Origin of the sequence: Acinetobacter sp. BWR-L5, from assembly GCF_039655985.1 — a bacterium.
Taxonomy (GTDB): Bacteria; Pseudomonadota; Gammaproteobacteria; order Pseudomonadales; family Moraxellaceae; genus Acinetobacter; species Acinetobacter johnsonii.
Genome location: NZ_JAGFEV010000001.1, coordinates 342,475 through 355,507 on the forward strand (window position 1 = coordinate 342,475; position 13,033 = coordinate 355,507).

The window sequence follows — 13,033 nt, forward strand, 5'->3', positions numbered from 1 at the left end:
TAGTTATTATTGGTAATGATCAGCCGATAGCAGTTGGCGGATTTCACTGGCCATTTTGGGGCTACGCCAAGGAAACAACACTTTGAGGCGGTAATGCGGTTTGAATTGATCGCGTGTTCCAATATTGACTTGGTATTCTCTTTTGACTGGGCTGCGATGTTCGTGATGGTGGATATGCGTTCCCGTCATCGGATTGCTGGTGACTGTGCTTGAATAGGACACTTTATCTTCAACTAAGTTGAAGTGGCCAACCGACGTAATATAGTCAAATGGGTATTTCACTAAACGCTGTTCGGGTTCATCAAACAGGATGATGGTTTTATGCTGACTGTTAATCCAGACCCCGCGATTGTGATAATTAAACTGTTCACCTTGGCGGCTCAGTTGCTCCGTCATACCTGCAAAGTAGGTGCTGCCATAGGTATACAAGTAATAAACAATCACAAACCACAACAGCCAGATGCCAAAGAATAGAGAACCAAACCAGCCAAAGGAAAACACTTTAGCCATAATTAAAAAGAGGACGATCGGCACTACAATGCACTTAACAAAGACCTTGGATTTTGGTGGGCGATTTTCGATTGGAATGATTTTTGGTTGAGTGAATTCAGACATCATTGTTCCCCGCATGTTCAATGCTATTGACAATCACCAGGGGATATAAAAATAAGTATTTTTTATAGGCGTGATTGAGCCATCCACCTTAGAGATTGTTCGTGTAAAAATGTTTTTTTAATACAGCTTAAAAATTAAAATCAGTGCTGTATGCCCTGTTGAAAGACACAACAAGGTTGAACAGGTGCGGAGGCACAATAAAGAATAGATGGGTACAGCATGAGAAGCTCCTTGAATCTTAAGAAGCTCTGCCGATTACTGCTAAATAATGGTGGCAGAGCAAAAGAGGGTTAGCAGACTGGGATCCAAGGAACCAGCACGTCAAAGACGTCCCCCTCCTGCCCTACCATAGAAAAAAAGGGGGACGAGAAGGTCCACAAAAAATAGACAGGCTATTTTCTGTGCTGGATCAACGGTCTGCTAAAACCGACTGGCAATGTAGGCCAGCGAGCTCATATTAGATTTATCCAGCGCTTTAGTCAATTTCGCGATACGATAAAATTCACATGATCGGCTTGAATAAATTCAGTTAAGTTGTTGATTTCGCCCATAAGCTCAAATTAAAACCATCGATGGGCTGATTTTGATGCTATGGATCGGTCTAAAATGAACTGCTCTTCTGTAATAAAATAAATGAATAAAATGATTGAATAGATCTTCACCAAACATTCACTTTTTTAAGTGGATCTGAAAAAAAGCCCTGCTGTATCAAACAACACATTCCTGTTCATCATAGGTAGACCCAGCCGTCAGACTTCCCCAATAACTAAAGCTTAATCAATGAATTAATGAAATGTTGTGTTTTGTAAAAATAATCAAATACAGCGTTGACAGTTCACGGGATACGCAGATAAGCTTATAGGACACAGCAAAATCTGTGTTCAGGCGTGAGAACCTGATACAATCTAGGTGCAAATTAATGTCGCACTCGCGGCTATTTTTTTGTCTACTGTTTTAGCAGTCGTTATGGCAGCTTGATAGGGCAACCGTAAGGTTGGCTGATCCTAGATTCAGTATTCTCACCCCTGTCTCGCTGCCACCATTACCGTGAGAAGTAATGCTGGTAAGTATTTAAAACTTATCTAGGACCACTGCTATGAACGCTACTTTTCATGGTGCATACACTTGCACATCTAAAAAACAAGCCTCTCAACTGATTGTTGAACTTGGCAAAAGCATTTCAAATCCCCAGCTCCAAAGCTTAACCCATCTTTATCAAGCACTTGATACTGCAGACTCCTTGCTGACCGAGCTTGAGCATGCGCATCAGATTATTCGTCAATGCATGCGCCAGATGAATGATGAACAAATCGCTGAAGTCGCAAAACTCAATCAAAATAATCATACCCCTTCGCTCTGGGCATTTCGTACTCATCAACGTCAAAACCTGATTGAACGTGCTGAGCGTCTTTTGGGAGCACGTTATGTCAAAGCATAATCAGCATATTCTGCTGGCTCCCTCGGACTACCCTTTAATTGCTTCGCCTACGCTTGCAAAAGCGTATGGCGTCGCAGCCGCGACTTTTTTACAAAAGCTGCATTACTGCTTAGAAAAAAGTGATGCTCAAGTCCATCAGGGAAAAAAGTATTGGTTTCATAGCTATGAGCAATGGCAACAAACCCTCGGGATCTATAGTGTCTCCACAATCAAACGGATCGTCGCTAAATTAAAACAAGCGGAGATTTTAGTGATTAAAAGGCTCTCAAAAAATAAATGGCTCCAAACCAATTTTTATTCAATAAACTATCGAAAGTTAAAGCAACTGATCCAGCCGAATACTGAAACTCAAGCTCAACCGCAATCGTCTACTCAAGCGGCAAGGACAACAGATACACCAGCAAGCAGTGTACATCCTGCGGAAAACACGCAAACACATGCACTTATACACTCGATTCAACACGCGTTTCACACTCTCAAAGCTCAGACAGATACACCCACGCAATCCTTAAAACCAGCGAAAAGTTCCCTACAGCAAAAGATTGTCATGTCTGAAAACACAACAGTACAAGGATTGAGCCAACCACTCTCTCCAATTGCACCACATGAAGTTTTGAAAAATATGCCGCTGGATTATCGTCATTTTTATCAAGCACTGTTGCAGCAGCGCGTTGATATTCATTATGCAGATCAGCGTATTCAGCATTTACTCAAACAGCAGAAACACGTGATTCGGCATATTGCCTATATCAAACAGCATTTTTCAGGCCAAGATCGCTACAAGTGGTATGCACTTGAGCAATTGCAAATCGACAGCTATTTAATCAAGTGAGCAAGTTCATCTTATCCAGATTGAACTTGCTTATTAGAAACTACCCTTACACTGAGAATCAAAATAAATTAGAAGTCAAAATCATTAGATTTAGGCTTCTGAGCAATATCAATATTTTCATATTGATATTGTTTTTTTCTGGACAATTCAAGCTGATACTCGGCTTGATACAATTCATATAAATTCGCTTCTCGAATCTCTTTAACTGTTTGTCTAAATATGTTGAGTTTTTCTTGAATCTCATGATCTTCACTATGAAGATAGTGTCGAGGTATTTGCGGAACATCTTTTAAATTGGTCCCATATTTTTTATTATAATCCTTATTCGATAAACATGAGACCTTATTTTCAACTTGGAACTTAACTCCATAAATCTCCACTTCTTTAACCGGTGCATATTTTTCTAAATATTTATTTATGACATTTTCTGTGATTTTTCGATAATGATTAATTTGATGACGACCGAGCCCAAGTACATCTGCGGTTAGTTTCTTGGCACCGCCTCGCTCCGGATTTTTTGGACAGTTCCTCTGAAAAAACAGTTCTGGTGTACGTTCAATGCCATCATAAATACTTCGCTCTGAATATAATAAATGTAGGTGTGGTTGTTCATAACGTCCATCGAGTGATGAAACATGATTGTGGATGGCAAAGCTGTAGGGCATCTGATATTGACCGCAGAATTCATATATAAGTTGATTTGATAAATCTATCCGCTGCATATAATTGAGTTCTTTCGGCAAGGCCACGGTAATATGTGTGGATGTTCGCCCATTAATACTTTCATATTGATCCGCTGCATTCCAAAATACTTCGGGGCTATCAGCTGTCCATGTTGGCATATTGGCTGATGCTGTATATTCAAGTTCTTCAACATCTTGCTTATGCGTTGAGAAATGTAATGTTCGAGTAATATAGTGATAACCGAGTTCTGAAGAATGCCTGAATTTGTTTCTACGCAAATTTTTATGCTGAGTTTTTAGCTTTTTCACATTATGACGTAAATCAAAATAATACATATACAAATCCAAGTCCAAATAAAGAAAATGGATCATATAAAATTATTCAAAAATTTTATTCGTTTGATGCAGAAAATGAAAAATAATGCGATTTTTTTATAGAAAATATATCAGCATCATAAATGTACGCACTTTTAACGTGTAACACCCCCCGTTTTAACGTGTAACAGCTGAAATTTTAACGTGTAACACCGAACAAAATTCAAGCAAAAAAACATGTAACAGCCCCAGTTTTTAACGTGTAACAGACGTTTGTTCTATTTTTAGCCAGATCAAATGCATTTTCGAACACCTAAAAAGTAATATCATTTAAATACAATCACTTATAAAACTAAAAGTGCTCCGCAGGACGAGAAGTAGTGTTCATTTAGATTCGCTGAAAGCGAATCTAAATGAACACGGAGACGAGATAAAAATCTTTTTTTTGCATTCGCAAAAAAAAGATTTTTATCGCTCATCACTAACAGCCAAAACTAACAGCAAACTAAAAGTGACTCACAGAGAGCAGAAAAAAAAGCAGAACTTTTTTTTGAATATTTAAACTTTTCTCAAGTTTTAAAATTGACATGTGATATACATTTTTTATTTTTTTAGTGAGAAAATATCAAGATGAGTCGTACAGCTTTAACAACACAAGATCACATCTATGCAATAGAATATTTTGCAATGAATAATCCCGCTTTCGAAAGCTCACATTATGATGTCATTCAATTAATCGAACAGAAAAAAATAGGAGAATTTAGTGATAAAGAAAAGTAATTAATCAGAAAAACATATCTATATACAAAAAGAAGAAAGAGGTATGATAATGAACTCCTTTTTATATTTAAAAAAGATCCAAACTCGATCACCAAAATAGAACGGGATATTTTAAATTATAGTTATTTCGGAGAAGTTGTTCCACCAGTGCTTGAACATTATTTTTTAGCTGAGAAAATGTTAGACAATTATATGTCAAAATTACCAGATAATATAAAAGTAAAAATTCATCAAAACATACTAGATACTGATGATGCTTTAGAAAAGCAACAGAATATTAAAAAGAGAAATAGAGAGAATCATCAAAAATTTTTCATTGGTGGGACACTACTATCGCTACTTAAATTAAATAATATTGATGATGATCCACTTGAGATATTATTTGAGATCATGAAGATTCATCTAATGCAAGACTACTTTAAAAAAGAACCATTCTCTGACATCGATATAAATGAGTTTAATATCTCTGACATTGGTAGAGATCTTAGCAATAAAAAGAATGCAATTTTACTCAACTTAAATAATCCGTTCAAAATTTATGATGAATAAACAATCAAAAAACTAAAAGAAAAAGCAGCATGCGTTAATAGCCGACCTTATTAATGTCGGCTTAGCAGTGTGCGTTTCTAAAATTTTAAATTCTCTTACTTCATAATAAAATTTTTTTAAAAATCACTTTACAAAATTAAAATACATATTTCACAAAATCCAACCTAAATAAACTTAAGATTATTTTACTGATATAATAAATTAAAAAATAAACCTTTTTTTTTGTTTTTTTAAACTTTTCTCATCTTTTTTTTAAATTATTTGATACATTTAATTATTGCTTAATAAGCAAGGCATGGAATCATATATCAAGCTTTTTTCATTTTAGTAAAACTTCTTAACCACAAAAAACTGAAATAGTAGTCACTCACAAATTAAATTCAAAGGAGATTTTTGATGAATGTTACAACCTTACTAAATCGAAAAACTAGTGCTGAAATTCAAGCTGAAATTGATAAATTTAATTTAGCTGATGAGAACGCATCATTTTCACCAGAAACTATTGCTCTTGTATTAGATGTATCAATGTCCTGGTTACAAAAAAAGCGATGCGAAGGTGGTGGTATTGCCTTTTCTAAGATCCACTACCGAAAAATTATTTATAAGAAATCAGATGTGCTTGCCTATATCAGGTCACAGCGCATTCACTCCACATCACAAGTGGCGGTTTAATCCGCCTTTTCATTAAATATTAAAATAAATTGAGGCATTTTCAATGCATGTTTTTGGAATGCTGAAAATAAATTATGCACTGATTAGGTTTGATTTCAGCAAGGATCACTTTATTTTCTAAAATATAACTTTGATAAACTAAATGCCGAAGCCAATTACTTACCAAAAGTCCTTGCTGTGAAATTATATCCAAGGCTCCTTAAACCCCTCCTACACCATTGAAAAGAACTACAAGAATAATTGGCAAACTTAACTAAATAATACTCGTATCCAGTAATTATCATCGGCTATTTCGAGAAAATACTGCCTGTGGATAATGGCTCCTAATATAGAGGTATCAATCAAACTACCTGTAAAAAATGATACTGTTCGTCTAAATCAAGATTATGCAGTTCAGCAATAATTTAAAACCAGTAGTTGACTAAAAACTAATATATGGGCATATTTCTCACAAAAATATAAGTCCCAAAATATTCGGTTTAACCTGAGATACGATATTGGAAAGTATTTTTAACATTTGACACGCTGGTCGGTTTGCCATCGACCAGACGAGGCTGATATTTAAATGTGAGTGCAGCCTGAATCGAAGGTCGTACAAACATCGGATGGCAGTCACCTTGTGCTTTAGGATTTTCTACCCGTCCTTTTTCGTTCACGCTATACACCACCGTACAATCCCCCTCCAACTTACGATCCAAAGCTTGTTCAGGGTAAGCTGGTGCTATTTTTGTAACAGGTTGATAATTTTTAACATCAAATGATTCAGGATGAGTTTGTGCTTTAGGTTCTACTGATTTCTGTGTCTTCGTCTGAGTTGGTATATCCGCTTTAGACTGCGTATCTACTGTTTTCTGAGATTCCGCAGCTTCCATTTTCTTTTCCGTCACGACTTGCTGTGTCGGTTTAGTCACTGTAGGTACAATTTTGTTGCTCTGTGACTCTACAAACTTCTTGGTGGTTTTCGGTTGGACTTCAGTAGGTTTCTCAAGCTGTTTTTTGACAGGTTCATGTAACGGTTTTTCTTCGACGATCGGTTCGGGCTTTTTAGGTTCAGGTTGTTGTTTGGCTAGAGGGGGTATTTGCACAAATTGTAATTGAATGGTTTTCGGCTTGGGTTCCGCCAATGTTTCATGCATCTCAACCGTACATAACCATGCAATTAGCGCAATATGCAATCCAGCCGTGACCGAAAGTGCTAGGCCTTGATCACGAAACCTAATTTTGGAAACGGTTGCCATCATGATTGTGGTTCCTCTGTCACTAGCCCCAAGTTCGTTACCCCACTTTTTTGCAAGGATGCTATGGCCTGTGCAACCAGTTGATAATCAGCATCCTGATCGGCACGTACATAAAACTGTAGGCTTTTATCTTTTTGAATAATCGGAACGAGCTTTTGTTGCATAGTGGCTAAATCAATGGCCTGATCCGTAACTTTTTCGGTATTCACTTCTGATCCAATATTCCAGTAATACTGGCCATTGGTTTGAATAGATAAGGTTACAATACGCTGCTGTTGTGACGCGGGCATGACATTGGCATCCACTTTAGGCAAATCAATTTGAATGCCTTGCGTCAACATTGGTGCAGTCACCATAAAAATTACCAACAACACCAACATGACATCAATATAAGGAACCACATTCATTTCAGCATTGGGTTTTAATTTTTGAGGACGCTTAATCATGGTTCTTGCTCCTTAACGCGAAGTACGCTCAGTGTGCCCTAACAAACGATAAATACGCGTTTGCAACTCATTGGCAAAACCGTAATAACGACTGGAAAGCTTGTCAGCGCGTGCCGAAAAGCGGTTATACGCCACGACCGCAGGAATAGCGGCAAATAAACCAATGGCTGTTGCAATCAGCGCTTCTGCAATCCCAGGCGCAACTGTATTGAGGGTTGCCTGTTCAACGGCAGACAGTCCAATAAACGCATTCATAATGCCCCAGACCGTTCCAAATAAGCCTATATAAGGACTGACTGAACCGACTGTTGCGAGAAAGGTCAGATTTTGTTGAAGTTTTTCTTCTTCTTCACTGATGCTGCTGAGTAAACGACGTTCTACCCCATCAATCACATCACTTGTGGTGAGTTGCTCATCTTTGATCAATTGATGGTATTCATCCACCCCATGTTGAAAAATGCTGACAACGCCTTTTTGTTGTTCAGGCTGTTGGTAGTCTTGCTGTAAAAGATTGAGATCTTTTTGCTGTCTAAAATTCTTTAAAAAGCGGTTCCAAAGCTGCTCTTGTCCACGAAGTAACATGCCGTGACGCACGATTAAATACCAACTGACGACTGAGGATAAAACCAAAATCAACATCACTACTTTTACCAACACACTGGCATGGCTAATCAATATCCAAACTGACATTTGATCCATCGTTGCTTGCATAACGCACTCCAATTTTTTTACTGCATGGTGCAGTACATATATATTTTTAAAATAGGCTGTGACTCTTTGTCCCAGCCTATGTACTAAAGCGCTATTTAGTCCAAATGCAGGGCTTGGGCGATTTTTTCCCACGGCACATATTTAAAGTTCTGATTGGTTTCAGGCATACGCTTACGTCCGTCTTGCACCACCAACATGCCTTGCTTCCATTTGCCACCAAAATTTAGGGAACTCACATCTAGTCCATCTGTTTCAGACACAGCGTCAATGCCTTTGTCGGTATTGATGCCGATACGAAATGCGCCACGAACCGTGTAAGGTTCAGCGGCATCAAGCACCACAAAGCTGTCATTGCCTTGGCTTGAAACCACCAAATAACTTTGCTTTTTGCCGTGATAAAGTCCCATCCCCTCAATGTCATCATGCATCACCTCTCCTACGCCAATCACCTGCTGCATAGGGAGCTGAGTTTTTGGGTTGAGATCTTTTACCCACACCGCGACATCTTCTTCTCCCAAGAAAATACGTCCTGTGGCGTCGTCTACGACACAGCCTTCAGGTTGGGTTTGAACTGAAAAACGTTGTACTTCTTCAGCCCGTAATTTTTGCTGTGCAGCCGTAATATGGTATTGAACAAAAGTCCCGTTTTTATCGTTAGGAATGGCATAGATTTCCCCTTGAGCATCGCGGTACATGCAAATACCATAGATATCATCTAATGTGGTTGCTAACTCGCCAAGCACAGAAACCTTGCCCGTTTTGGGTTGAATCGCAAAGAGATGCAGGCTGTTATGATCTCGGTTCGATGCCACAGCCAAGTCGACTGTCTGATTGCCCCATTTAAAACCGTGGCGTACATCGACATTATTCAATCGCCCTACTGACAAGTACTGCACGGTTTTGCCCTGTAAGTCGTTAACCTGTAAGCCACCTTGTTTATCTGTCGCTAAAATGCGGGATTGACTCGGCTGTGCAGCGTTATGCCAAATCGCAGGATCATCAGCCGCGTCACCTGTACTTGACACACCATCCGTCTGCACTTCTGCTGGAATAGTGATGATATTTTGAGCTTTGGTCAGAGTCTGCGTTTCCCATTCCACATCTGTCACTTTCACGGTTTTATCATCTAAAATCAGCAAGGATTTATCGGTTAAATTACCTTGAACACTCAGAGTCTCTGCTTCTTTCACCGTGTCTAGTTGTAAAGGCGGCTGTGCTTTCCATTGCTTATCTTGCTTTTGATAAAGATAAAGCAAAGGTTTTTCTGCATCGAGTATAGCGACATGATCATCTACAATCGCAATTGCAGAGGGTGAACCTTGCATCGAACCAAAGGGTTGCACAAGATCCACCGCCTGACGCACCATGTCTGCTTCAGAATGAGCTGGATATGCCCAAACCCCAACATTCTCTTCATTAATAAACAGCTCTGCGGTGCTATCATTCACTTTGCATACACTACTAGCAGGTGGAAAACTGAGACGGCGTACCAACTGTGGTTGAACCAAAGCCTTCTCATGCTGAGCCACCAACCATTGTTCACCAAGCCCCTCTTCACCTACTAAAAAAGCAAAACTCAGCCCTTGAGCATCGGTATATAGGCAAACATCTTCAGACTTAAATGAACGCTTTGGAATAAAACTAGGTTTGTCCCATGCTTTATTTTTTAAGTTCATGCTCATCAGTTGAATTTGCTGTTGTTGCAAATTCGACGCAGCAACCAATAAACGCTCCGAACCAATCCGATAATCAAAACGCCCAAACTGACCTTGAATTTGATGTAGTACATTTTGTTGATCATCTAAAATTTGTAGCCCTTTATTTTTACTGCTCAACAGTGCTGCGACTTCAGGCCATGCACTCAATCTTAACCATTGTACATCCTCAGTTTTCGCCCCATTCATGTCAACTTCACGTAGTTGCAACTTCGCTGCCATGGGCTGATCTATTGGCATTTCAACTGGACTTAACGATTGGCTACTTTGCGTAGCTTGGGGCACACTGTGCTGACTGCATGCGCTCAATAACAGCAAGCAACTGCTTAAAGCAGACAATTTAAAAGATGAAAATTTCATAGAGACACTCAAAATTAGGCAAGGAACCTCAGGTCTGCTTCTGTTGAGCAAACCTGAGTACTAAATTTAATTCGACTTAAAAATGGGTATAGGTCAGTGCCAGTTTGTAAGCTGGGCCATATTCTTCATATTGCGCGTTATAAGCCTTAGAACCTGCATAGTTGTAATAAGTTTCATCGGTGATGTTTTGTACATCAAACTTCAGCTGTAAGTTTTTAGATAAGTTCACATGACTACTAAAATCAAGGAAGATTTGGTCATCGGTATAAATGTCTTTTTCAGGTGTATCAATGTCACCAAGTTCATACAGATAACTCGATTTATAATTTGCTGAAAGTCGTACACCAAAGCGCTCATTTTCCCAACCAATCATGGCATTACCGACCACATCCGACTGGTTTGGTAAATGAATACGACGGCTCATAAGTTCGCCATCTTTCATCGAATCAATATCTGCTTCTGACTTACTAAAGGTCGTATTAAAGCCCAGCAAGAAACCATTCCAAGGTGCTCCTAGATGGTCAAACTTTTGTGAGTAGGCAAACTCCATCCCGTACAGTTTTGCTTCATTACCATTTTTATAGGTAATAGCTTCATCAAAGTCAGCCCATTGCCCTGTTCCTGCAATATTGGTGTTATAAATAAAGTTATCGATATTTTTATAAAATGCGTAGAAGCCCACCATACTGGCTTTGCCAAAATACTTTTCTACGCCTAAGTCAAAGTTAGAAGACTCTAAAGGCTTTAACATTGAGTTACCAAACTCAGCTTCATCACCATCGATATAAACACCTGGTGCACTTTGCGCAAAGTTTGGACGTACCACACTATTGGTCCAAGCGGCACGGAGGTATGCGTTATCAGCCAATTGATAACGCAAATGTAAACTCGGCAACCAATGATCATAGTCATTTTCATATTTGGTCGCAGTAATCACATCATCATTGAACTCAAAACCACGTGCTTCAAAGTTGGTATTTTCATAACGTAATCCTGCAATCACACGCAGTTGATCAATATCTATCGTATTCATGACATAAACCGCTTGTATGTCTTCATTCGACTTAAAATCATTAATGATTGAACCGTCAGCAACCACATAATCATTTGGATTTAATCCACTGATTTTATCTTTAATAGCGTTTTCATTAATGGTTGGACCAAACTGTCCCAATTCATAATGGCTGTTTGAATTGAAATCTGAACTTGACGTACTGAGATCTTCATATTTCCATTCATCGGTATTGTTGGTTTTTTCACGTTGACTGATTTTTCCGCCGAACTTCAATGCAGCAGCATAATTCCCCAGCATATAGTCTTTCAAAAAGTCTAATTTACCGTTGTATTCTTTATCGGTGGTTTTAGATTTTTCCCAAGAAACCGAATCTAACTCATAGTTGGCCGCATCATAGAAATCTTGGTCTGCCGTAATTACAGGTTTTTGAGTACTATTAAATCCAACGTTACTAAAATCACCTTGGTATTTTGCCCCCGAAATACCCCCTGGGTTTTCCTCTGATGCTTCGCTATAACCGAGCTGACCTTCCACTGTCCACGTGCCAAAACCTTGCTTACCACCGAGGACAAAAGACTGTATTTCTTGTGTTTCTTCACGGCTCTTTAGTGAACGAGTGACTTCGGCATCACCACGCTGGCCTGCAAGTTGTGGATCGGCAAATTCCGCCGCCACTTCCTGACGTGATTCAGTGTCTTTAAAGCGACTATATAAAGTTCTTAAATAGTATTCGCCTGTGTCATTGGGGCGGTAATCAAAATTCAGTCCCGCACCAATACGCTCACGCTCGATGTCATATTGGCGCATTGCGGTTTCTTCAAGTGCGTCACCATCCCAAGCCCCACCCGTTTCAACATTGTCCGAGCCAAATTTTCGGTTTTGATAACTCAGTGCCAGTGCCACCCCAAAGTTGTCTTGCCCCTCACCAACACTGAAACGGTTACTGATGGCACCCGATGCTTTAGGGCTATATTTTTCCCGTTTTTCATCATAACCACCTTCAACCGTTCCCGTATAAAACAAACCGTCATGGTCAAAGGCCGATAAACTTTCGACTTGCACCGTACCACCTAATGAGTTGGCATCCATATCAGGTGTCAGCGTTTTCACCACAGCCAAAGACTGCACTAGCTCTGATGGTAAGACATCCAATGCCACGCCACGGCGATCGCTTTCAGGCGCGGGAACCAAAGTACCATTGATGGTCACTGCATTTAAGTCAGCACCTAAACCACGAACCGAAACAAAACGTCCTTCGCCTTGGTCACGCTCTGTAGATACACCCGGTATCCGTTGCAAAGCTTCTGCGGCATTGTCATCGGGTAATTGTCCGATGCCATCGGCATGTACCACACTGCTGATTTGGTCGGCACGCTTTTGTTCTTTGAGTGCTTTATCCATACTTGCAGCTTGGCCAATGACCTGTACATATTCCACCGTGTTATCTTCGGCATGTAGATGCGTCATGCTCAGCATTGACAGGACCAGTGTGCTGAGCTGAAAACCCGCACGCTTATGTTTCATGAAACGGCTCTGATTATTTTGCATTATGTTCTTCCCCTCAAGCCAAAGTGGCATGGTTTGAACGCACAATAGAAATTGAATGTGAACATGATGTGACAGTCTCTTTTTCTGCCTGCCCTTTTTATTTGTTTTTGGCCATT

12 protein-coding genes are annotated in these 13,033 nt (G+C 39.5%); 5 read left to right on the forward strand and 7 right to left on the reverse strand.

The annotated features are described in order from the left end of the window. Positions 1-6 precede the first annotated feature (6 nt). The gene (locus JZ787_RS01750; protein WP_234966440.1) at positions 7-615 is read right to left on the reverse strand and encodes a hypothetical protein; all 609 of its coding nucleotides are present in this window, start codon (positions 613-615) and stop codon (positions 7-9) included. 1,096 nt (positions 616-1,711) lie between these two features. On the opposite strand from JZ787_RS01750, the gene JZ787_RS01755 reads away from it, so the two are divergent. Then, positions 1,712-2,053: a hypothetical protein gene (locus JZ787_RS01755; RefSeq protein WP_234964327.1), complete on the forward strand. Its 342-nt coding sequence runs from the start codon at positions 1,712-1,714 to the stop codon at positions 2,051-2,053. Continuing rightward, complete coding sequence (locus tag JZ787_RS01760; protein ID WP_346311491.1) at positions 2,040-2,885, forward strand: hypothetical protein; 846 nt, start codon at positions 2,040-2,042, stop codon at positions 2,883-2,885. The genes JZ787_RS01755 and JZ787_RS01760 overlap by 14 nt, the downstream gene beginning before the upstream one ends. Positions 2,886-2,953: 68 nt before the next feature. Here the strand turns inward: JZ787_RS01760 and JZ787_RS01765 are convergent, their stop codons facing one another. Then, entirely contained in the window at positions 2,954-3,904 is a 951-nt protein-coding gene (locus tag JZ787_RS01765; RefSeq protein ID WP_234964329.1) for a MobA/MobL family protein, read from the reverse strand. 609 nt (positions 3,905-4,513) lie between these two features. Between JZ787_RS01765 and JZ787_RS01770 the strand changes: the two genes are divergently transcribed. The 3 genes from JZ787_RS01770 (at position 4,514) to JZ787_RS01780 (ending at position 5,884) form a co-directional block, all read left to right on the forward strand. Next, positions 4,514-4,663 carry a hypothetical protein gene (locus JZ787_RS01770; RefSeq protein WP_346311492.1) on the forward strand — a complete coding sequence of 50 codons (150 nt, stop codon included), beginning with the start codon at positions 4,514-4,516 and terminating at the stop codon, positions 4,661-4,663. Positions 4,664-4,855: 192 nt separating this feature from the next. Then, entirely contained in the window at positions 4,856-5,212 is a 357-nt protein-coding gene (locus JZ787_RS01775; protein WP_346311493.1) for a hypothetical protein, read from the forward strand. A 396-nt stretch (positions 5,213-5,608) separates the two neighbouring features. Further along, complete coding sequence (locus JZ787_RS01780; RefSeq protein WP_234965583.1) at positions 5,609-5,884, forward strand: helix-turn-helix domain-containing protein; 276 nt, start codon at positions 5,609-5,611, stop codon at positions 5,882-5,884. Positions 5,885-6,363: 479 nt separating this feature from the next. Here the strand turns inward: JZ787_RS01780 and JZ787_RS01785 are convergent, their stop codons facing one another. The 5 genes from JZ787_RS01785 to JZ787_RS01805 form a co-directional block, all read right to left on the reverse strand. Next, on the reverse strand, positions 6,364-7,125 hold the full coding sequence (locus JZ787_RS01785; RefSeq protein WP_234965582.1) for an energy transducer TonB: 762 nt from the start codon (positions 7,123-7,125) through the stop codon (positions 6,364-6,366). After that, positions 7,122-7,568 carry a protein TolR gene (tolR, locus tag JZ787_RS01790; protein WP_234965581.1) on the reverse strand — a complete coding sequence of 149 codons (447 nt, stop codon included), beginning with the start codon at positions 7,566-7,568 and terminating at the stop codon, positions 7,122-7,124. Before tolR ends, JZ787_RS01785 begins: the two co-directional genes overlap by 4 nt. 12 nt (positions 7,569-7,580) lie before the next feature. After that, positions 7,581-8,279, reverse strand: coding sequence for a protein TolQ (gene tolQ / locus JZ787_RS01795; RefSeq protein ID WP_234965580.1), 699 nt, complete (start codon positions 8,277-8,279; stop codon positions 7,581-7,583). 95 nt (positions 8,280-8,374) lie between these two features. After that, positions 8,375-10,354 (reverse strand): phytase, encoded by a 1,980-nt coding sequence (locus JZ787_RS01800; RefSeq protein ID WP_234965579.1) that lies wholly within the window; start codon positions 10,352-10,354, stop codon positions 8,375-8,377. A 76-nt stretch (positions 10,355-10,430) separates the two neighbouring features. Beyond that, positions 10,431-12,917, reverse strand: a complete 2,487-nt coding sequence (locus JZ787_RS01805; RefSeq protein ID WP_234965578.1) for a TonB-dependent receptor — start codon at positions 12,915-12,917, stop codon at positions 10,431-10,433. Positions 12,918-13,033: the final 116 nt, after the last annotated feature.